At 64.7% G+C, this 21093-nt stretch carries 19 protein-coding genes; 12 read left to right on the top strand and 7 right to left on the bottom strand.

Going from position 1 to position 21093, the window contains the following annotated elements; translation table 11 throughout:
- Positions 1–24: 24 nt before the first annotated feature.
- Both ACH488_RS13210 and ACH488_RS13205 read right to left on the bottom strand, forming a co-directional pair.
- A complete protein-coding gene (locus ACH488_RS13210) occupies positions 25–213 on the bottom strand; it encodes a Trm112 family protein (protein WP_397324783.1) in 189 nt (62 codons plus the stop codon).
- 113 nt (positions 214–326) lie between these two features.
- The gene (locus ACH488_RS13205; RefSeq protein WP_397324782.1) at positions 327–734 is read right to left on the bottom strand and encodes a DUF3499 domain-containing protein; all 408 of its coding nucleotides are present in this window, start codon (positions 732–734) and stop codon (positions 327–329) included.
- A gap of 121 nt (positions 735–855) precedes the next feature.
- Between ACH488_RS13205 and ACH488_RS13200 the strand changes: the two genes are divergently transcribed.
- Positions 856–1374, top strand: coding sequence for a metallopeptidase family protein (locus tag ACH488_RS13200; protein WP_397324780.1), 519 nt, complete (start codon positions 856–858; stop codon positions 1372–1374).
- 24 nt (positions 1375–1398) lie between these two features.
- Here ACH488_RS13200 and ACH488_RS13195 read toward each other — a convergent pair whose 3' ends face one another.
- From ACH488_RS13195 to ACH488_RS13185, 3 genes are read right to left on the bottom strand one after another with little or no spacing between them, the layout of a single operon-like run.
- A complete protein-coding gene (locus ACH488_RS13195; protein ID WP_397324778.1) occupies positions 1399–3081 on the bottom strand; it encodes a DUF5719 family protein in 1683 nt (560 codons plus the stop codon).
- Positions 3074–6397 carry a glycosyltransferase gene (locus ACH488_RS13190; RefSeq protein WP_397324776.1) on the bottom strand — a complete coding sequence of 1108 codons (3324 nt, stop codon included), beginning with the start codon at positions 6395–6397 and terminating at the stop codon, positions 3074–3076. The genes ACH488_RS13195 and ACH488_RS13190 overlap by 8 nt, the downstream gene beginning before the upstream one ends.
- A 29-nt stretch (positions 6398–6426) precedes the next feature.
- Positions 6427–6972 (bottom strand): WhiB family transcriptional regulator, encoded by a 546-nt coding sequence (locus tag ACH488_RS13185; protein WP_397324774.1) that lies wholly within the window; start codon positions 6970–6972, stop codon positions 6427–6429.
- A gap of 366 nt (positions 6973–7338) precedes the next feature.
- Here ACH488_RS13185 and ACH488_RS13180 point away from each other — a divergent pair, with 366 nt between their 5' ends.
- A complete protein-coding gene (locus tag ACH488_RS13180; RefSeq protein ID WP_397324772.1) occupies positions 7339–8034 on the top strand; it encodes a TIGR03089 family protein in 696 nt (231 codons plus the stop codon).
- Here the strand turns inward: ACH488_RS13180 and ACH488_RS13175 are convergent.
- Positions 8021–8593 carry a GtrA family protein gene (locus ACH488_RS13175; protein WP_397324770.1) on the bottom strand — a complete coding sequence of 191 codons (573 nt, stop codon included), beginning with the start codon at positions 8591–8593 and terminating at the stop codon, positions 8021–8023. The genes ACH488_RS13180 and ACH488_RS13175 overlap by 14 nt on opposite strands.
- A gap of 191 nt (positions 8594–8784) precedes the next feature.
- Here ACH488_RS13175 and ACH488_RS13170 point away from each other — a divergent pair, with 191 nt between their 5' ends.
- From ACH488_RS13170 to ACH488_RS13150, 5 genes are read left to right on the top strand one after another with little or no spacing between them, the layout of a single operon-like run.
- Positions 8785–9972, top strand: coding sequence for a 5-(carboxyamino)imidazole ribonucleotide synthase (locus ACH488_RS13170; protein ID WP_397324768.1), 1188 nt, complete (start codon positions 8785–8787; stop codon positions 9970–9972).
- Positions 9969–10532, top strand: coding sequence for a 5-(carboxyamino)imidazole ribonucleotide mutase (gene purE / locus ACH488_RS13165; RefSeq protein WP_397324766.1), 564 nt, complete (start codon positions 9969–9971; stop codon positions 10530–10532). The genes ACH488_RS13170 and purE overlap by 4 nt, the downstream gene beginning before the upstream one ends.
- Before the next feature lie 11 nt (positions 10533–10543).
- Positions 10544–12199: an LCP family protein gene (locus ACH488_RS13160; protein ID WP_397324764.1), complete on the top strand. Its 1656-nt coding sequence runs from the start codon at positions 10544–10546 to the stop codon at positions 12197–12199.
- Positions 12200–12247: 48 nt separating this feature from the next.
- Positions 12248–13513, top strand: coding sequence for a mannose-6-phosphate isomerase, class I (gene manA / locus ACH488_RS13155; RefSeq protein ID WP_397324763.1), 1266 nt, complete (start codon positions 12248–12250; stop codon positions 13511–13513).
- 2 nt (positions 13514–13515) lie between these two features.
- A complete protein-coding gene (locus ACH488_RS13150; RefSeq protein WP_397324761.1) occupies positions 13516–14451 on the top strand; it encodes a lipid II:glycine glycyltransferase FemX in 936 nt (311 codons plus the stop codon).
- Between the two features lie 155 nt (positions 14452–14606).
- Here ACH488_RS13150 and glpX read toward each other — a convergent pair whose 3' ends face one another.
- Positions 14607–15626, bottom strand: a complete 1020-nt coding sequence (gene glpX, locus ACH488_RS13145) for a class II fructose-bisphosphatase (protein WP_397324760.1) — start codon at positions 15624–15626, stop codon at positions 14607–14609.
- Between the two features lie 199 nt (positions 15627–15825).
- On the opposite strand from glpX, the gene ACH488_RS13140 reads away from it, so the two are divergent.
- From ACH488_RS13140 to ACH488_RS13120, 5 genes are all read left to right on the top strand, one after another.
- The gene (locus tag ACH488_RS13140) at positions 15826–16533 is read left to right on the top strand and encodes a DUF4245 domain-containing protein (protein WP_397324759.1); all 708 of its coding nucleotides are present in this window, start codon (positions 15826–15828) and stop codon (positions 16531–16533) included.
- A gap of 9 nt (positions 16534–16542) precedes the next feature.
- Complete coding sequence (locus tag ACH488_RS13135; RefSeq protein WP_397324757.1) at positions 16543–17157, top strand: carbonic anhydrase; 615 nt, start codon at positions 16543–16545, stop codon at positions 17155–17157.
- A gap of 87 nt (positions 17158–17244) precedes the next feature.
- Positions 17245–18672, top strand: a complete 1428-nt coding sequence (locus ACH488_RS13130) for a class II fumarate hydratase (protein ID WP_397324755.1) — start codon at positions 17245–17247, stop codon at positions 18670–18672.
- 156 nt (positions 18673–18828) lie between these two features.
- Positions 18829–19497 carry a TetR/AcrR family transcriptional regulator gene (locus tag ACH488_RS13125; protein WP_397324753.1) on the top strand — a complete coding sequence of 223 codons (669 nt, stop codon included), beginning with the start codon at positions 18829–18831 and terminating at the stop codon, positions 19495–19497.
- Entirely contained in the window at positions 19494–21089 is a 1596-nt protein-coding gene (locus ACH488_RS13120) for an MDR family MFS transporter (RefSeq protein WP_397324751.1), read from the top strand. The genes ACH488_RS13125 and ACH488_RS13120 overlap by 4 nt, the downstream gene beginning before the upstream one ends.
- Positions 21090–21093 lie beyond the last annotated feature (4 nt).

Raw genomic sequence — 21093 nt, 5'->3', positions numbered from 1 at the left:
GTGCGTTTGGTGTCTGGGGCGCTGTCAGGCGTTCGCGGCGGCAAGAAGGTCCGGAGGCAAGAGGAGCGGGATGCCGTCCTCGATCGCATAGCGGAGCTTTTCCCCAGTGTCAGCAGCCTCGGTGGACACGAGTTCCTCACCCTCCTGGACCAGCGGTGAACCAGTCACCGGGCAACGCAGGATGGACAACAATTCAGGACTGACCTTTGGCATGGATGATGCTCCCTGGGTGGCGCCGGGCATGGCGCCGCTGGCGGACTTATCTGCAGCCTCCAGCCTACCGCGCCGGGAAAGGCCCTTAGGAGCCCGCGACGTTTTGCGTACGGTCAGGACGGCTCGCGGAGAACCCGCAAATGTCCGCGTCGCGTTCCCTCAACAGCAGCGGGTGGTTCCACGGGCTGCCGATGCTGGCGCGTGGACGTTTCCGGCCCGGAATTGGCATTGGAGGCAGCCTCGCGAACGGCGTTGGCAAGTGCCAGGAGGTCGTCGGGTCCCGGCTCGGGAGGCGAGGTGGGCATGGCCAGCCGCAGGACTTCCCAACCGCGGGGAACCGTCAGGGTTTCGGCGTGCTGCGCACACAGGTCGTAGGCGTGGGGTTCTGCGTAGGTCGCCAAAGGACCGAGCACGGCGGTCGACTCGGCGTACACGTACGTCAAGGTAGCTACCGCGGACTGGCGGCAAGCGGATCTGGAACACTGGCGAATAGCACCCACAACATCCCAGATTAGCCGCATGTGGCCCCTGGACCCTGCATTGACGGCGTGTGGCCGTGAGGATTCTGCCCTGCGGTTCCACGGTCGGCGCGGTGCTGCCCATGATGTCGCGCTGGCGGATTCCCGGGACTACAGTCGATATATGCAGTCACAGCCACATGTTCCTGGCTTCTCCATCAGGTGGACAGACGCCGAAGCCGCCGGTGATACGGACCATGCCGCGCCGAAGGCCAGGAGCTTCCGGACGCGGCGGCGGAACCGTCACGGTCGGGGGCTGCGGGGAGATCTCATGCTTCCCAACCTGCCCGGTTTCCGTTCCCGCTCCGAGCGCTTCGACGATCTCGTGTTGGATTCCGCGGAACGCCTGCAGGACATGTGGGGCAAGCAATTGGACGGCGTGCTCTTCGCCGTGGATGAAATACCGCCAAACCTTGAAGAACTGGTGGCCTCCGCAACGCCGGCACCCATGGGCTCCTACACTCCCGGTGTCCGGGGCGCAGCGCCCATGATCACCGTGTACCGGCGCGTGGTGGAACAGACTGCCGGAACCAAGGAGGAACTCCAGGACCTGGTCCATGACGTCGTGGTGGAGTACACCGCAGAAATGCTCGGTGTGCCGCCGGAGACGCTGGACCCCGTGTACCGGCGGCGTTACCAGTAGGCCGTTACCTGCAAAGGCCTGGGCTCAGTAGCCAACCGTGACAGGAACTTTCTCCAGGCCGGCAGCAGCGTCCTGGATGGCCAACACGGAAACATCGGCACGGTCCTTGGTGCCAAGCAGCATGGCCCCGTAGGCGGGATCGCCGGATGCGGAAACAACAAAGCCTGCCACTGTGCCACCGTCCGCGGTTGCGGGGAGTTCAATCAGGGATGTGGTTCCTCCGGAGATGTCGATATCCACGGACTTCCCCACTTTCCCGTCGGCGGTGACAGGCGCGTAACTGACGCTTGCCCGCCCCTCGGGAACGCCGAAGCTGAAGAACCGCTGGCCCGAGCCGGGAACCGCCACCAGGTGCTGGCTGCCCAACCGTGCGGACGACGGCGACCAGGCAAAGTCGGTGGGCGACTCGGCCTTGGCTCCGCGTGCAATACGGGTGGAGGCCACGAAGGAAACATCGGAACTTGCGGTCACGGTGTAGCTGCCCGCGGGTACTCCGTCCAGGTCCAGGCTGGAAACGGTGCCGCCCTTGACCGTGACCACTCCCCCGTTGGGAAGCTGCCGCTCGCCGTTGGCCCCGTAAAGCTTCACTTGGACCACGGCATCCGTGGACCCCGGAACGGCAATCTGCAGGGCCGGCACCGCGTCGCCGAAGCCGGACCTGCCACCCAGCGCCTTCAGCGCCGTCGCGTCCTGGATATCGACGCCGGTCATCACCTGGAGGTTGGATGGTGCGGCTCCTGGCGACAGGAAGTCCACGCCACCGGGAACCAGCCCACGCAGGACGCTTTGTTGGATGGTTCCGGCCACGGGGCCGCCGGTGCTGCGCAGGTGGACCGCCAGCTCGGATTCGTTCGGCGCGAGGCCTGCGAGGTTGACCGAGCGGGTTGTTCCCGGGGCAATCAGGAGCCCTCGGGCGCCGGGCGCCTGGATCTGCCCCTGGTGGCCAAACAGGTCCAGGTTGACGGTGGCCGGAGTCTCGGAGGCGTTGCTGAGGTTTAGGACTGCGGTTCGGCCCAAGGAGGTGTTTGAGCCCAGGAGCCAGGCATCGTTGCCGGGCTGTTGGCACTGTGCGGCGGCCAATCCCCGGAGGTCGCCGTCCGTGGCGGAGTAACTGAGGTTCGCCGAAAGCGAGGCCTTTTCGTTGCCGATGGGGTCGGCGCCTACCACGGTTGGCGAATCCACCGGGCTGACAGATGCCGCCGCTGCGGCCAGCACGGGCGGGCCAGGCGTGGGCGATGGCGTGCTGGTGGGGGCTGTGGCAATCTGGGCCACGTTCTTCCCGCCCAGTGCCGTGATGCTGCTGCCGGGGACGGTTCCGGCCGGGTTGCTGAGGACCACAGCATTCAGGGCGCTGGTTGCAGTAGTGGAGACCGGGCTGAACTGCGCGTCCGTTCCTACCTCCGTGCCCGTGACCAGCCGCGCCGGCTCGGGGCAAACGCCCAGGGAGCGGCCCGCAGGGACGTCTGCTTGGCGGGCTTCAACGTTGGTCCCGCCGGATGGTCCCGGAACCATGCCCGCGGCCGCCACCGCGCCGCCACCGGCGGCCAGGATGACGACGGCGGACAACACGCCCGTGACGATTCCCTTGTTGGAACTCCGCCGGCTTCCAGCACGCTCCTTGGACGGCTTGGGAGCTTTGGCGGATTCCGCCCGTGGCTTTCCGTGCTCCGTAGCTCTTTCGACGCCGTTTTTCTGGTCGTCAGACACTGCTGTACTCCTTACGGAGGGAAACTTCATCCCTCGACATGCCGGTGCGCGAACGGCGGGCGGGGACGGGAACCGCGAGCAGCGCCGTGAGGCCGAAGACCACGGCCTGCACGATTCCGAACCACAGCGCCCACGGAGCCGTGTAGCGGATTTCCAGCGTTCCACCAGTGGCAGGGAGCTCGAAGGCCTGGGCCCAGCCGGAAGACGTTGATGTCAACGCCCGGCCGTCCAGCGAGGCGCTCCAACCTTGGTCTGAGCGCTCGGCCAGCACCACTTTCCTGCCCTCTTTACCAGCGGGCACCTGGGCATCCACGGCCACGTCGCCCGATGGCAGGGCGCCCACCACAGCTCCGTTGGCGTCAACAATCCGGACCCGGTTCATGGTGTCCGGAGCGGTGGAGCCACCGGTGTTCCGCGGAGTCACCCTCCACAGCCATCCGGCGTCCGTTTGTCCCACGGCCACCAGGCCGGGAACGGCGTCGATCCGGCTGGCCGTCAATTGGGCCGCACTGTCCGCTGCCTTGAGGACCACAAAACCGGCGCCTAACTGTTCCAGGTCCGCACGGGGATCAACTCCGGTGCTCGCCACGATCGTGGCCACGGCGCGGCGCACTGAAGCGGTAGCGGAATCGTCGGTCACAATCTCCTCGCGGCCCGGCGCCCCGATAATCGTCCGTGCCGAGGCGATGGTGGACAAACTGTCCAGCGTGGTTCCGGAACCCCGCATGAGCGACGAAGTGAACGAGCCCTGCTCGCCACTGGTGATTACCAGTGTTCGCGTCCGCTCGGGTCCCGTACCGCGGTCGACGGCGGTTGCCGGCAAAGTATCGCTGGTCACCGCGCCCACCAACCGGCTGGCGCCAAGGGAACCGTTTGCCGGGGCCGACACTGGCGTACCGCCGGTTTCAGAGGAAGGCTGCAGGATGTTCTGCGCTGTCCAGGCAGCCATCGCCGCCAACGGACCAGCCACCAACAGTGCCACCGTCACGGCAGACGCGAGGCCTCGCAACGGCATTCTCCAGCGCGTCGGGTCCGGAGCGGACCGCGGCGCCAGGAAAATCCTGTCCGCACCGATCATCGCCGCTCCCAGGAACAGCATTCCTGCGGCGGACACCGCCGGACCGGTGAAGGGACCCACCAGGGCGGTGCCGTTGACGCCCGTTGCCACGTGTCCTACCAACCAGCTGCTGGCCAGGGTAGCCAAAGCAACCAGCCAGAACACGCGGGCCAGGGCCGTACGCTTTCCTGGCAGGAAGAGGGCCGCCACTGCGAGCAGAAGCGTCGGAACACTGACCAGCAGGGCAAGCAAGAGTGCCCAGGGCACGGGACCGGACCCAAACAGCGCAAGTCCGGTGAGGCCGCCGTCGGGCTTGAACGCTAGGGGCTGGCCCAGGATCTGCTGCCACAGCGGTGCGGCTGCGAAGTCCAGCGGCAGGCCGGGATCGGCTAGCAGCGAGCGGGGACGGTCCAACGCCGAGACGCCGTACGGGACAAAAAGTACCAGGCTGGGGAGCAGCGACCACCAGAGCGTTTTCCCACGGGATCCGAGCACGACGGCAGCAAGAACGATTGCCACGGCAATGGGAGCCAGGAGCGATGGAGCCGCAGCGGTCACAACAGCCATGGCGAGCCCGGCGGCTGCCGCAGCAGTCCACGACGGTGTCCCGTTAATGCCCGGCTTCCCACGGACCGGCGTCGGCCTCCGGCTGAACGGTGCCTGGGTGGCAGTGCCGCCGATGGCCGTCCCTGTTGCCCGAAGCAGCGCCAGCAGAAGGAGCGGCATCACCAGATGGGCCAGCAGGGCCCCCAACCTGCCCTGGTTGATGGCTATCAGCAGCGCCGGCGCACTGCCCCAGGCCAGCGCAGCAACGGTCCTGAACCTGCGGCGCTTGGTGAGCGCGCCCACGGCAAACCAGGCGCCCACAGCGGACAAGGGCATGGCCAGGACCAGGAGCCAGGCGATGGCTGAGTTGCCATCGCCCCATCCGAACAGCGAGAGGAGCCACAGGACGTAGCCGAACGGGTCCCCGTGCCCGGGGAGTCCGGCGCCCAAGGAGATCCACCAACCCGAGGCGTTATCCCACATGTCGCCAAGTGATGTGGAAACGGGTAGGAGCCCGCCACCGGCAACGACGCCGGTGCGCAACAGACCAAGCAAGCCAATCAAGCCAGCCGCCAAACCAGTCAGCGCTGCTGCTGCGGCACCGGTCCCTACCCAGCCGCGTTCATTGGTGGCCAAGGCGGCAAAGTCATCAACGGCGTCGCCGCTGGGCTCGGCGGCCAGGAGGTCCGAGGTATCCTGGCGATCGTCAGCCGGGCGGATGGCCTCAAGGAGCGACCTCCTGTGCGCACGGACCTCGCGCGAAGACTTCTGCAGGCCGCGAACCAAAGAACGCTGCCGGCAGCGCGTCCTGGCCGCTGAACGACGGGCACGGGCTACAGCCACGGGCCGTGCAAGCGCGGCAAGGGTGGCGGTGAATTGGGTGAAGCCATAGCCGGGTTCCTTGAGCAGGATACTCAGGACCAGCCGGACCAGCGCACCGAACAGGGCGCCTACGGCCTGGAACGGGACGTTCCACCATGGTGTGTGCTTGAGCCGCAAATGGATCTGGGCCTTGCGTGCTGCCGATGACGTGCCTAGGGCATTCGGCCTGTTCTCGACGTGGAACATCCGTGCACTGGGTACCACCACCACGCGGTTGCCGGCCAGCCAGTTGCGCCAGCACAGGTCAACATCGTCGCCGCTGCCGGGAAGCGCAGGATCGAACCCTCCGAGGAGTTCCCACACATCGCGCCGGATCAGCATGCCCGCGGAGTTCACGGCGAGCGTATCCGAACGCGGATCGTATTGGCCTTGGTCAACTTCATCGGCGTCGATCAGCGTCAACCGCTCGGCCCAGCGGCTCGTGGAAAGTCCCACGTCCACCAGGCGGCGCTCGTCGTTCCAGTCGAGCTGCTTGCACCCGGCAATGGTTACCGAGGTAGTGCGCTCCACAGCAAGCAACAACTCGGCCAAGGCATCGGGGGCAGGAGCGGCATCGTCATGCAGGAGCCAGATCCACTCCACCACGTCCGCATTGCCGTGCGCTCCTGCGGGGGCCAACTGCTGCAGGCCGGCTTGGACGGCCGCACCGAAGCCTGACTTGGGCTGGTGGTGTTCCACCACGTTCGCATCGCCGAGCGCATCCCGGAGCAACTCCGCTGAGTAGTCAGTGGATCCTGTATCAACGCCAATGGCGGCATCTGCCGAACGCGTCTGGTCCGACAGTGCCGCCAAAGTCCTGGGGAGATAGGTCCCGCCGTCGTGGGCTACCACGACGGCGGTGACGTGTACTTCCTTAAGAATTAGACTGCTCGCTTCCTCAGCCGACGGCGTTCGCGCTCGGAGAGCCCGCCCCAGATACCAAACCGTTCATCATTCGCCAGGGCATATTCCAAGCACTGGGAGCGGACATTGCATGCACCGCAGACTTTCTTGGCGTCCCTGGTGGAGCCGCCCTTTTCAGGGAAGAAGGCCTCGGGGTCCGTCTGGGCGCACAAGGCGTCCGTCTGCCAGCCAAGTTCGCCTTCATCATCGAAGTCCGCCTGGCTGGGAAGTCCTATCCATACCGGCTGCGCGGGGTTTTCGAGCGGACGGCGAAGCTCCATGGGAGGATCGTCCACGTCATCGTCCGGACCCTCGGGTACATCGCCGATCAATGCTTCGTGTGCTGCGAGGAGGGCTGTTGCCTGGTCCTCCAATGTCTGCTGCACGTTTTGGTTGTATCTCTCTGCCGCTTCCGGGTCCGCGGGATCCACATACCAGTCCCCTGGTACGTCCCGCGAACGGTACTTCACCGACGCTTGTTCTGCGACGACTGCATCTTCCTGGATACGCAACGCTTGCCCCATGGCGTCCCTCCTGATTTTGCAGCTGCTGCCTGGATGTTTTCCGATTCCCGATCATGTGCCCGGTCATCTGTGCAGCGGCGTTTGATTACTAATTACACGTGTGTAACTACCCGCCAGTCAAGCCGCGCCGGGATAATAATCAAGAATCTGTAGAAAAGTGGGATGCGCCACGCCCAACGTTTTCCACCGCCGCGACAACGCGGGTCCGGGAAATCGGAAGCACAGAATCACTTCACGTGAACATCAGCCGAACTTCCGCGGAAATCCGCATCTACGCTACAAGATGCACAGGAACCTGATAAATCGCCTGTGTCGCAATTCACATACTCCCGGGACGCCGTCCGCAGGCCGTGACAAGATTGAGCCATGAGCATCCCGGCAGCGAACCTGATGACCACCCTGCGATCCGGCCACGCCACCTCCCCCAGGCTCACGTGGTACGGCCCCGACGCCGAACGCGTGGAACTGTCGGGCCGGGTTTTGGACAACTGGGTTGCCAAAACCAGCAACCTCCTGCAGGACGAATTGGACGCCGAACCCGGCATGGCCGTGCGGCTGGACCTGCCTGCCCATTGGAAGTCGTTCGTATGGGCGCTGGCCGCCTGGCAGTTGGGCATGGAAGTGGTGCTGGACGGTTCGGACGCCCACCTTTTGGTGACCAACGAGCCCGACGGCGGCGCTGGCGCCGGCTTCGACGCGGTGGTCGCCGTACCGCTCGCCGCACTCGCCATGCGTTGGCCTGGCGAGCTGCCGGCCGGCGTCGTGGACTACGCTGCGGAAGTTCGCTCCCATGGGGACGTTTTCATGGCGCACAGCGAGGGGTCGGCCGGCGATCCCGCAGTGCGCGGCGCTTCGCCGTTTGCCCACGGGGCCCTGATGGACGGCTTCGCCGCCGCACAGGAGCCGGGCGTGCGCCTGTTGGTCCGCGCGGCCGAAGGCTTGGAGCCCGGCCTTGCGTCCGCTTTGGGCGCCTGGAACCAGGACGGTTCAATTGTCCTGGTTCACCCTGACGTGGACGTCACGCAGCACTTGCTGGATAACGAGCGCGTCAGCCGTTCTTGATGGACGGCACCTCGCCCGTCGGCGGCCCGGCGTTGCCCGACTCGGCGACTCCGGCCTTTGCCTTGTGGTGGACCTCGATGAGTTCGTGGTCGTGGGAGTAGGCGGGCTCGGCGTCGAGTTCCTCATTGAAGACCCAGAACCGATAGGCGAAGAAGCGGAAGATGGTTCCCAGGATCAGGCCCACCACGCTGCCGGCTATGAAGAGGGACGGCTTGTCATTGAGGTTCAGGATGTACTTCGCGAACCAAACACATCCGGAAGCAATCAGCAGGCCCACGAAGTTCATCACAGCGAAAAGCACGGCTTCCCGCACCACGTTCGCCTGCTTACGGTGGCGGAACGTCCAGAACCGGTTGGCAACCCAGGAGAAGATACTTGCAACGATCGTCGCGATCGCCTTGGCCCACACTTCGCTGCCGTGCATCGGACCCGAGAAAAGCCAGATAAAGACGGCCGAGTCGATGACGAACGCAACGCCGCCGACGGCGCCGAACTTGGCTACTTCGCGCCAGAAGAGCGAGGCAAGTCCGCGGATGCGATCTGCAAGTGTGGTGATCATGACCCTCCAAGGCCGTTGAAAAGTGGGCCGATGGGCCTCATCCATTTTAGCGCCGAATTCCAAGGGCTGCCCGGGAGCCGGCTGTGAGAACGCCTATACCCCTGTGCGTCGCGCCATGCTAAAGGCGGAAAAGTTGGTACGAAAAGCCGCAGAATCAATGATCCCGCCACTGGTTCGGTAGGCTGAACCTTGTGACTTTTCCTGTTATTGGCGTTGTTGGCGGCGGCCAACTCGCACGCATGATGGCCCCGCCCGCTACCGCTTTGGGATTCGAACTCCGCGTTTTGGCTGAAGGTGAGGACGTTTCGGCCGTTGCCGCAGTGGCCACCGCGCCGATCGGAGACTACAAGGACCTCGACGCCCTCTTGGAGTTCGCCAAGGACGTGGACGTCCTCACGTTCGACCACGAGCATGTCCCCACGCAACACCTCCGCGCGCTCCTGGACGCCGGCGTCAACGTCCAACCCGGTCCGGATGCCCTGGTCAACGCCCAGGACAAGCTGGTCATGCGGGCCGCCATCGACCGCCTTGGCCTGCCCAACCCGGAATGGTCGGCAGTTCACTCGGTGGACGAACTCGTCTCCTTTGGCGACAAGATCGGGTGGCCCGTGGTCCTGAAGACCCCGCGCGGCGGCTATGACGGCAAGGGCGTGCGCATCGTGGACTCCGCAGAGGAGGCCGCCGATACCGCTGACTGGTTCCAGACCATGAGTCCGCTGCTCGCCGAAGCCAAGGTGGACTTCAGCCGCGAACTCTCGGCTTTGGTGGCCCGCACCCCCAGTGGGGAATCGCGCGCGTGGCCAGTGGTTCACACCATCCAGGTGGACGGCGTGTGCGACGAAGTCATTGCTCCGGCACAAAACATCTCCCTGGAGGTCGCCGCGGCAGCCGAAGAAGCTGCGCTGCGCATTGCCAACGAACTCGGCGTCACCGGAGTCATGGCGGCAGAGCTCTTTGAAACCCCGGGTGTGGGCGCCGGATTCCTGATCAACGAACTCGCCATGCGCCCGCACAACACCGGGCATTGGACGCAGGACGGCTCCATCACCAGCCAGTTCGAACAGCACCTGCGGGCCGTCCTGGACCTTCCGCTCGGTGCCACCGATGCCCTGGCTCCGGTCACGGTCATGAAGAACTTCCTCGGCGGCGAGAACCAGAACCTGTTTGAGGCCTTCCCCATGGCCCTCGCTTTCGAACCCGCTGCCAAGGTTCACTGCTATGGAAAGTCCGTCCGTCCGGGCCGCAAGATCGGGCACGTCAACTTGGTGGGCACCTCCGCTTCCGACGTCGACTCCGTGCGTGAGCGGGCCACGGCCGTAGCCAACACCATCCGCGACGGCCGCCTGCCGGCACTGTCAACCTCCGAGGAGACCGCATGACTTCTGAAAACACCGCTCCCCTTGTTGGGCTCGTCATGGGTTCGGACTCCGACTGGCCCGTGATGGAGGCTGCCGCCGACGCCCTGGCCGAATTCGGCATCCTCTTCGAGGCTGATGTGGTCTCCGCCCACCGGATGCCCACCGAAATGATCCGCTACGGCCAGACAGCCCATGAGCGCGGCCTCCGCGTCATCATTGCCGGCGCCGGCGGCGCAGCCCACCTTCCGGGCATGCTCGCCTCGGTCACTCCCCTGCCGGTCATTGGTGTCCCGGTTCCCCTGAAGACCCTCGACGGCATGGATTCCCTGCTCTCAATCGTGCAGATGCCTGCAGGCGTTCCCGTGGCGACGGTATCCATCGCAGGTGCACGGAACGCGGGTCTCCTTGCTGTCCGGATGCTGGCCTCCGGCACGGACGAACTCGCCGGCCGCCTGCGCGACGACCTCCTCAACTTCGCGCAGGAACTCAATGACGTTGCCACCAAGAAGGGCCAGAACCTCCGGCGGAAAGTCGAAGAAGTCTTCGCACCTGCCGGCGATTCCGCACGGAGCACCCGCTAGGAAGGCAGCGGATGACCAGCATGCAAAAGAATACGTTTCAGTCGGGGGCAACTCTGACTGATCCTGTCCGCTATCCGTCCGGGGCCAGCGCCCCGGTACGGACCAAACGCGCCTTCGTGCTGGTCCTGCTCACCCTTTTCATCCCGGGCAGCGCCCAGATTGTTGCTGGCGACCGCAAACTGGGCCGGATCGCCCTCCGCGTCACCCTGGTTGTCTGGGCCCTGCTGCTGCTGACCTTGGTCCTTGCGTTGGTCAACCGCAGCGTCCTGCTGAGCATCGCAACGCATCCCGTGGGATCGCTGCTGCTCATTGTGGTCCTGGTGGCGTTGGCCCTGGGCTGGGCGTTCCTGTTCATCAACACGCTGCGGATCATCCGTCCCACCTTGCTCGCCCCGGGAATGCGACCCATCATTGCCGTGGTCCTGGTGGCCGCTACCGTCCTGGCGAGTGGCTCCCTTGGCTACCTCGCGTACGTGCTGAATGTCAGCCGCAATGCGATCGGCAGCATCTTCGACGCCGGTCCGGCCATCGACCCGGTGGACGGCCGCTACAACTTCCTGATGATGGGCGGCGACGCCGGGGATGATCGCACGGGACGCCGCCCGGACAGCCTTTCGGTGATCAGCGTGGACGCCAAAACCGGCGAAAGCGCCATTATTTCCGTTCCCCGCAACCTCCAGAACGCACAGTTCAGCGAGGGTTCGCCCATGCGGAAGATCTACCCGGATGGCTACAACTGCGGCGACGAGTGCCTCATCAATGCCGTCAACACCGAGGTCACCAACAACTACCAGAACCTCTACCCAGGGGTTGCCGATCCCGGAGCGCAGGCGACCTTGGAAGCCGTGTCCGGAACACTGGGCATCACCGTCCAGGCCTACGTCCTGGTGGACATGGACGGCTTCGCCAAGCTGATCGATGCCATGGGCGGCATCCGCGTCAAGGCGGGCGGCTGGGTTCCCATCAGCGGTCCCGTCACCGACGAGGCCAACGGAATCCACGGCATGCCCGACGGCTGGATCCCCGCTGGTGATGTCCACCTCGATGGCTTCCACGCCTTGTGGTACGGCCGGTCCCGTGAATTCGTGGACGACTATGCCCGCATTGCACGCCAGCAATGCGTCCAGCAGGCCATGCTGAAGCAACTCGATCCGGCTACATTGCTGACCAAGTTCGAGGACATCGCCAACGCCGGCACCAAGGTGGTGGACTCGAACATCTCGTCCTCCCAGTTGGGCAGCTTCGTGGACCTGGCACTGAAGTCCAAAGGCCAGCCCGTCCAACGGCTCACCATCGGACCGCCGGACTTCGAGGCCTCCTTCTCCACGGTTCCGGACTTCGACCTCATCCACTCCAGGGTGCAGCAACTGCTGGCCTCGCAGGACAGCCCCAAGGCGGACAGCCCCAAGGCGGACGACGCCGTGGTGACCGGCACCAAGCCGGGAGCCGGCACCGTTAGTGCCGCCGGCGCGGTTCCTGCCCAGCAGTCCAGCGTCCGGCCAGCCGGCCAGCAGCCGTCGCCGTCGTCGTCGGACTTCACGCCGGTGACCACCACACCCGATGGAACACCCATTACCGAGGAGCTGCTCAACGGGCTCAAAGCGCAGGGCGACGAACAAGGCATCCGTGACCTTGTGGCCACCAACGGCCAGTGCGCCCCGCTGTAGCCACGCAGCATCCCGCCCACGTTCACGCAACCTAAAGGACTTTCCTTCGTGTACCAGATTGAGAATGTTTTGCGGCCCTATGTTTGGGGTTCGACGACGGCGATCGCGGAGTTGCTGGGCCGGCCCGCCTCGGGCGGCCCGGAAGCAGAGCTGTGGATCGGGGCGCACCCTGATTCTCCCTCGACGGCGGTCCACCCGAATGGTGTAACGCAGGCCCTGGATGAACTTATTGCCTCCGATCCGGAGCATTTTCTGGGTGCGGAGAGCGTGGCGGAATTCGGTCCGCGGCTGCCTTTCCTGACCAAGCTGCTGGCGGCCGAGCAGCCGTTGTCGCTGCAGGTCCATCCCAGCCTGGAACAAGCGCGGGAGGGTTGGGCGCGGGAGAACGCCGCCGGGCTCGCGGCCGGTTCCGCCGATCGGAACTACAAGGACGACAACCACAAGCCGGAAATGATCTACGCCTTGACCCCGTTCAGGGCGCTGTGCGGATTCCGGCCCGCAGCGCAGTCGCGGAGTATCTTTGAACACCTGGCAACGGTGATGGACTCCGCGGCTATGAGCGTGCCGGCCATCATCACCGGCGTCATTGACGACCTGGGCCTGGCAGAGGAATCATCGGCCCTGAAAGCGGCCTTCACGCGGCTGATCGAGGGCGGTCGTGAAGTGTCCGAGGCCGTGGTGGAAGTCGAATCCGTGCTCCGCTCGGGTGCCCCACGCGAACCGCACGAAGAGGCCCTGACCGCGATGCTGGGCATCAACGAGGCTTTCCCCGGCGATCCCGGAGTCCTCATTTCCCTGCTCCTGAACCACTTGACCCTTGAGCCCGGCGATGCCGTGTACTTGCCTGCAGGAAACGTGCACGCCTACATCCACGGCCTGGGCGTGGAAGTCATGGCCACCTCGGACAACGTGCTGCGCGGCGGCCTGACGCCCAAGCACGTCGATGTCCCCGAACTGCTCAAAACCGTGCGTTTCGAGGCCCTCGGGGTTCCCCACGTAGTGGCTGAAGGCACCGAGTTCGGCCAGGAACTGTACCGGCCTCCATTCAAGGAGTTCCAGCTCCAACGCATCGAACTGGGCCCCACGGCCGAGCCCGTGCCCTTGGCGCAAACCGGGCCCGCCGTCGTCGTGGTTGTTTCCGGGTCTGTGGTCCTCGACTCCCCCAAGAGCGATCTCCGCCTGGAACGCGGCGCCGCCGCGTTCATCCCCGAGGTGGAGAACCCCGTGAACGTCCATCCCGTCCAGGGAGCCACCGAAACCAGCGTGGCCTTCGCGGTCACCACGGGACTGTCATCCAGGACGAAGGGGAACTAAGCGTGGACTACTTCCTCCAGACGTCCGCCTGGGCCGATGTGCAACGATCCCTGGGCCGCCGCGTCCACGAGCAATCGGGTCCCGGCTGGAGCTGCCTGGCCATCGAGGAAAAGAACCCGGCGGGCAAGATCATCTACGCACCCTACGGCCCCGTGGCGGACTCCGTGGAAGCTTTCGACGCCGCTACTGCCGCCTTGGTGAGTTTGGCGAAGAAAGAACGCGCCGTTTTCGTCCGCATGGAACCCGTCTCCGCCGGCTTTACCGCGTCCGACGCCGGTCCCCTCCTTCGGGCGCGCGGCCTCCAGCCCGCGCCGGCTAACCAGCAGCCCGAGCTGAGTTGGATCGTGGATCTTGAGGGCGACTTCAAGGATGTCCTGGCGGGCATGAAGCCCACCAACCGGAACCTGTACCGCAACATCCACAAAAAGGGTGTCACTTTCCGGGCGTCACAGGATCCCGCGGACATTTCCGTGCTGCTGCACTTCCTGCACCTAACGGCAGCGCGGAACGGCTTCAAGCCGCAAAGCGACGAGTACCTCACCAGCGTGGCGCAGTCCCTGCTCCCCGCAGGCGCCGGGACCCTGTTCATCGCAGAGCTCGAAGGAGAACCGATCGCGGCGGCCTTTGCCTACGACTCCGCGGACACACGCGTCTACGCCCACGCCGCCCTGGATGACACCCACCGCAAGTTGAGTGCCGGCATTCCGCTGCTGGTCACCCTCATGGCCGACGCCAAGGAGAAGGGCCTCAAGCACGTGGACCTGTGGGGCGTGGCACCCGAAGACCAGCCGGACCACAAATGGGCAGGCTTCACGGCCTTCAAGAAGTCCTTCGGCGGCCGTGAGGTCTCCTACCCCGGCACGTGGGACCTCCCGGTCAACAAACTCCGCTACGGCGCCTACCAACTGGCAAGGAAGCTCCGCGACCGGCTCCGCTGATTCTCTCTTCCCAGCGCCAGGAAAGCGCGACACCTGGTCCGCCACACAGCAAGAAGCGCCCTATCGCGTCAGCGGCATCAAATCGACGAGGAACGAGGAGATAGCCGCAGAGCGATGGGGCGCTTCTTGCGCCCAAGGCGCGTTGGGTGCAGAGCTTACCTGCGCGCGTACGTCTCCCACTTGGAGGCGTGGTGCTCTGCATCAACGAAGCGCACCGTGCCGGACTTGGAACGCATCACGATTGACTGCGTCAGCACGCGGTCCTTCTGGTAGCGCACGCCGCGGAGGAGGTCGCCGTCGGTGATGCCGGTGGCTGCGAAGTAGCAGTTGTCCGAGGTGACAAGGTCATTGGTGGACAGGACGCGGTCAAGGTCGTGGCCGGCGTCGATGGCCTTCTGCTTCTCGTCGTCGGAAGTGGGCCACAGGCGGCCCTGGATCACGCCGCCGAGGGACTTGATGGCACAAGCAGCAACAATGCCTTCCGGCGTGCCGCCGATGCCCATGAGCGCATCCACGCCGGTACCGCTGCGGGCCGCGGCGATGGCACCCGCGACGTCGCCGTCCATGATGAACTTGGTGCGCGCGCCGGCTTCACGGATTTCCTCCACGAGGGGGCGGTGGCGGTCGCGGTCCAGGATCATGACGTTGAGCTGGCTGACCTTGACGCCCTTGGCCTTGGCGATCAGGTGCAGGTTCTGCTTGACCGGAAGGCGGAGGTCCACCATGTCGGCAGCCTCGGGACCGGTGACGAGCTTCTCCATGTAGAACACGGCGGAGGGATCGAACATGGAACCGCGTTCGGCCACGGCCAGGACGGCAAGGGCATTGTTGATGCCCAGGGCAGTCAGACGCGTTCCATCAATGGGGTCTACGGCAACATCGCACTCCGGTCCGGTGCCATCGCCAACCTGCTCGCCGTTGAACAGCATGGGGGCCTCGTCCTTTTCGCCTTCGCCGATGACTACGACGCCGTTGAAGTGGACGGTGTGGAGGAATGAGCGCATGGCGTCGACGGCGGCACCGTCTGCCTTGTTCTTGTCGCCGAAGCCAACCCAGTGGCCGCCGGCAATGGCTGCGGCTTCGGTGACACGGACGAGTTCCAGTGCGAGGTTACGGTCAGGCTCGTCGATTCCGACGGCGAGCGACGGCGAAATCGTGGAAAACTGCTGGGTCATTGGTGCAGGAGACACTTGAACCTCTTCTTCGAGTGACGATTCACGGGACCGGACACGGTTGCACAAGGCCACCTGTGGTCCCTCTCCATTGATCATAGTCGCCGGAGCTCCTACCGGGCGGTTGATGACCACCGCATCCGTTGGGCCTGGTGAGGTTCCCGGTTGTGTGTTCACAGCAGCGATAAGGGACTATGGAAGAGTGAGTGAAACGCAGGACAAGCCCGCGGCCGGCAATGGCCCTAACGCCAATGAGGCCAGCCCCACCAGTAACCCGGACGCCCCGTACAAGCCCGTCATTCCGGCGAAAGCCGCCAAACGGGCCAACGCCTCGGTCATTGGCATGATCATCGCACTGGTGCTGTGTGTCCTGGCCTTCCTTCCCGTCGTTCTCATGAACCCCGCACCCAAAGGTGAGAACTTCCGACCCGCAGTGGACGTCGCAGGCATCGCCCGGAATGCCACCGATGTGGCGGGATTCACACCCGTCACCCCGGATACCGGCGACACATTCACGCCAAACTATGCCCGGTGGGAAACCGGCACCGCCACTGGCGTCCCCACGTGGGAGGTGGGCTACCTGACGCCCAAGGAGGCGTTCATCGGCTTGATCCAGACGCGGCAGGCCAACCCCACCTGGGTGTTGCAACAGACGGGCAACCTCCCGGTCACGGGAACCCGAAACGCCGGCGGCCAGGACTGGGAACTGCGCGACTCCGGTAAGGACAAGCGCAGCATGACGCTGCAATACAAAGGAACCACCATCATCCTGAGCGGCACGGCGAACCTCGACGAATTCGCCACCCTGGCGGCCGCCGTCGTAAAGTCCGCGGACCAGGCCCCCGCAGCAGGCTCCGCTTCCCCACAACCCGGCGCAACACTTTCGCAGCCTGCCACGCCCGCGCCGTAAAGTAATCAGGTGCCTACTAATCTGACTCCGGCCCTGGCCTGGCAACGCCTCCGCGAGGGTAACGAACGTTTTGTCTCCGGCGAATCCCAGCACCCCAACCAGGATGCTTCCCGCCGCTCCTCCCTCCTCGAGGGACAGAATCCATTCGCCGTCATTTTTGGCTGCGCCGACTCGCGCCTCGCGGCCGAGATCATCTTCGACCTTGGCCTGGGCGATGCCTTCGTGGTCCGCACCGCCGGCCAGGTGATCGATGACGCAGTCCTCGGCTCCCTGGAATACAGCATCAGCGAACTCAAGGTTCCCCTGATCGCCATCCTGGGCCACGACAGCTGCGGCGCCGTGACAGCCACCAAGGGAGCCGTGGAAACGGGTGAGATGCCTCCGGGCTTCATCCGCGACCTCGTGGAACGCATTACCCCCTCGGTGCTGACCGCCAAGCGCAACGGCCAGGAAGACGTCAACGACATGGTGGTGGAACACGTCAAGCAGACCGCGGATCGCCTCGCTGACAGTTCACGTGTGATTTCCGACGCCATTGAGGAAGGCCGTGTGGCCGTGATCGGTCTCTCCTACAAGCTCGGTGAGGGCCAAGCGGCCCTTGTTTCCGCGATCGGACAGGTCTAGGACAACGTGCCCCGGCCCTTCGGCCGGGGCACGTAGCACTGCCTTCCGGGTTTTCGGTGGAGCCCGCAATCGCCCTAAGCTAGCCCCATGACTTCCACCACTGAGTTCCGTATTGAACATGACACGATGGGCGAAGTTCGCGTCCCCGTGAACGCCCTGTACCGCGCCCAGACGCAGCGTGCTGTGGAGAACTTCCCCATCTCCGGCAAGACGCTGGAGCGCACGCACATCGAAGCACTCGCACGCGTCAAGAAGGCCGCTGCACTCGCGAACGCCGAACTGGGAGTGCTCGATGAAGAGCTCGCCAAGGCAATCGCTTCCGCAGCCGACGAGGTTGCTGCCGGCAAGTACGACGGTGACTTCCCGATCGACGTTTTCCAGACCGGCTCCGGCACGTCCTCGAACATGAACACCAACGAGGTCATCGCAGAGCTGGCTTCGCGTGCCCTCTCCGCAGCAGGCAGCGACAAGGTGGTCCACCCCAACGACCACGTGAACGCTTCCCAGTCTTCCAACGACGTTTTCCCGACGTCCGTCCACGTTGCAGCCACCTCGGCCCTGATCAACGACCTGATACCGGCCCTGGAGTACCTGGCCGCCTCCCTGGACCGCAAGGCCGCGGAATTCAAGGACGTCGTCAAGTCCGGCCGCACCCACCTCATGGACGCCACCCCTGTCACGCTTGGCCAGGAATTCGGCGGCTACGCCGCGCAGGTCCGCTACGGCATTGAGCGCATCAACGCCGCACTCCCCCGCGTCGCCGAAGTTCCCCTCGGCGGCACCGCGGTGGGCACCGGTATCAACACACCGGCAGGCTTCCCGGAGCGCGTCATCGAACTGCTCGCTGCAGACACCGGCCTGCCGTTGACCGAAGCCCGGGACCACTTCGAGGCCCAAGCCAACCGCGACGGCCTGATCGAAGGCTCCAGCCAGCTCCGCAACATCGCGATCTCCTTCATGAAGATCAACAACGACCTCCGTTGGATGGGTTCCGGCCCCAACACGGGCCTCGGCGAAATTGCCATCCCTGACCTGCAGCCCGGCTCCTCCATCATGCCGGGCAAGGTCAACCCCGTGATTTGCGAAGCCTCCATCATGGTGTGCGCCCAGGTCATCGGCAACGACACCGCCATCGCCTGGTCCGGTACCAACGGTGCTTTCGAGCTCAACGTCGGCATCCCGGTCATGGCCGCCAACCTGCTGGAGTCCATCCGCCTGCTGGCCAACACCAGCCGCGTCATGGCCGACAAGATGATCGACGGCATCACCGCCAATGTCGAGCGCGCCCGCTTCCTGGCCGAGGCTTCCCCGTCCATCGTGACCCCGCTGAACAAGTACATCGGCTACGAGAACGCCGCCAAGATCGCCAAGATCGCCGTCAAGGAAGGCCTGACCATCCGCCAGGCCACCGAGAAGCTCGGCTTCGTCGGCGAGAGCGAGGGCAAGGTTTCCGAGGCCGACCTCGATAAGGCCCTCGACGTCACCACCATGACGTCCCCGGCCCACAAGGCTTAGGCGCACCAACCCGCTAGTACGACGACGGCCGGTACCTTCCGCACGGAAGGTGCCGGCCGTCGTCGTCCCCGGCCCTTTCCGCTACCCGAACCATGTGGGGAACGACACTCCACTTTCTTTTTGCACTATTGAATACTTAGTGCAAAACTTTACTCTGTGAGCAATAGTGCAAATATCGACGGCGGCCTCCGCGAGCGCAAGCGCGCCGCCACGAGGTTGGCGATCACCGCCGTCGCCCGCACCCTGACCGCCGAACGGGGTCTGAACGGCTACACCGTTGAAGAGGTGTGCGAAGCGGCGGGCATTTCGCGGCGTACCTTCTTCAACTACTTCCATTCCAAGGAAGACGCCGTGATCGGGGCCTTCTCCGACGACCTTCCCCAGGATGCGCTGGATGACTTCAACCGCGATCCCGAACGTCGCCCCGACGGCATCTCGGACACCCTGCTGGCAGCCCTCTACCACCTCACCGTGGACATCGTGGAGCGATCAACCATCAGCCGCACCGAGGTCCACCAACTGATCGCCGCCATCAAGGCCGAGCCCCAACTCCTTGGCCGCATGACCTTGGAGGGCGAGGCCCGGGAACTGCAGTTCATGGAACTGATCGCCCACCGCGAAGGCCTCTCTCCCGGGCACCCGGAAATCGTCATGGCCTCGGCCGTATTCGGAGCCGTTTCCAAGAAGACCTCCCACCAGTTCTTCTCGGAGGACAACACCCGGCCCTACCGCGAGCTTCTTGACCAGAACCTCGCCGCGGCCCGGAAACTCTTTTCGCAACCGCTGGACACCACCCCCGCACAGACACCGAAGGACCCCGCATGAGTACACTCTCGAAGGCAGCCGAGCCGCTGCTCTTGACCCAGAAGAGGATCTGGATCATCTTCTCTGCCCTGATAGCGGGCATGCTGTTGTCCAGCCTGGACCAAACGATCGTCTCCACGGCCATGCCCACCATCGTGGGCAAGCTCGGCGGCGTGGAACACCAGGCCTGGATCACCACGGCCTACCTCCTGGCCACCACCATCGTCATGCCGATCTACGGCAAGTTCGGTGACATCCTTGGCCGGCGGAACCTGTTCCTCGTCGCCATCGCCCTGTTCACCCTGGCTTCGGTCGGTTGTGCCTTCGCTACGGAGTTCTGGGGCTTCGTGGTGTTCCGGGCCATCCAGGGCCTCGGCGGCGGTGGCCTCATGATCCTGTCCCAGGCCATCATCGCGGACATTGTGCCGGCCAAGGAACGCGGAAAGTACATGGGTCCGCTGGGCGCCATCTTCGGCTTGTCCGCCGTCGCCGGTCCGCTGCTGGGTGGATTCTTCGTGGACCACCTGACCTGGGAGTGGGCTTTCTACATCAACATCCCCATCGGCATCGCCGCCTTCATCACGGCCTGGTTCACCCTGACCCTGCCGAACAAGAAGGCCGAAAAGAAGATCGACATCCTTGGTGTCGTCTTCCTTTCCGCTGCCACCACCTGCCTCATCTTCTTCACCGACTTTGGTGGCAAGAAGGACGAAGGCTGGGATTCACCGTTGACGTGGGCTTTTGGCGCCGGCATGGTCCTGGCCGCATTCGCCTTCGTCATGGCTGAACGCCGCGCCGAGGATCCCATCATTCCGCTGAGCCTGTTCCGCAACCCGATCTTCATCAACGCCACGGCCATCGGCTTCACGCTGGGCCTGGGCATGTTCGCTGCAATCGCCTTCGTGCCGACGTTCCTGCAGATGTCCTCCGGAACCTCAGCGGCCGAGTCCGGCCTGCTCATGCTCCCCATGATGGTGGGCCTCATGGGCACGTCCATCTTCTCCGGCATCAGGATTTCCAAGACGGGCAAGTACAAGCTCTACCCCATCCTGGGCGCGGCCTTGACCATTCTTGCCATGCTCTGGTTGACCACCCTGACCGCCGAGACGCCCATCTGGATGATTTGCGTACAGCTCTTCATTTTCGGCGCCGGGCTGGGTTTGATCATGCAGGTCATTGTCCTGGTGGTCCAGAACTCTGTCCCTGCGGACCAGATCGGTACCGCGACGAGCACCAACAATTACTTCCGCGAAGTAGGTGCGTCCTTGGGCGTAGCGGTCTTTGGCTCGATCTTCACCAACCGCCTCGCTGAGTCCTTGACCAAGGCCTTCACCGGCGCCGGCGCCTCATCCGAGCAGGCCTCGCAGTCCACCAGCACCCTGGATCCGCAGGCCCTGGCGCAGCTGCCGGAACAGCTTCGGGACGCGATCGTGAACGCCTACGCCGACTCCCTGGCACCTGTGTTCTGGTACCTCGTGCCGTTCATCGCCATCGCCCTGATCCTGGCCATCACCCTGAAGCAGATCCCGCTCTCGGACACGGCCGGCATGGTTGCCCGCGGTGAGGCGATCGGCGGCGCCGAGGCCGAGGAACTCGAAGCCGCCCGCCGCTGATCTG

Source organism: Paenarthrobacter sp. NPDC018779, from assembly GCF_044391085.1.
Lineage (GTDB): Bacteria > Actinomycetota > Actinomycetes > Actinomycetales > Micrococcaceae > Arthrobacter.
This window is presented reverse-complemented; position numbering and strand designations above follow the sequence as displayed.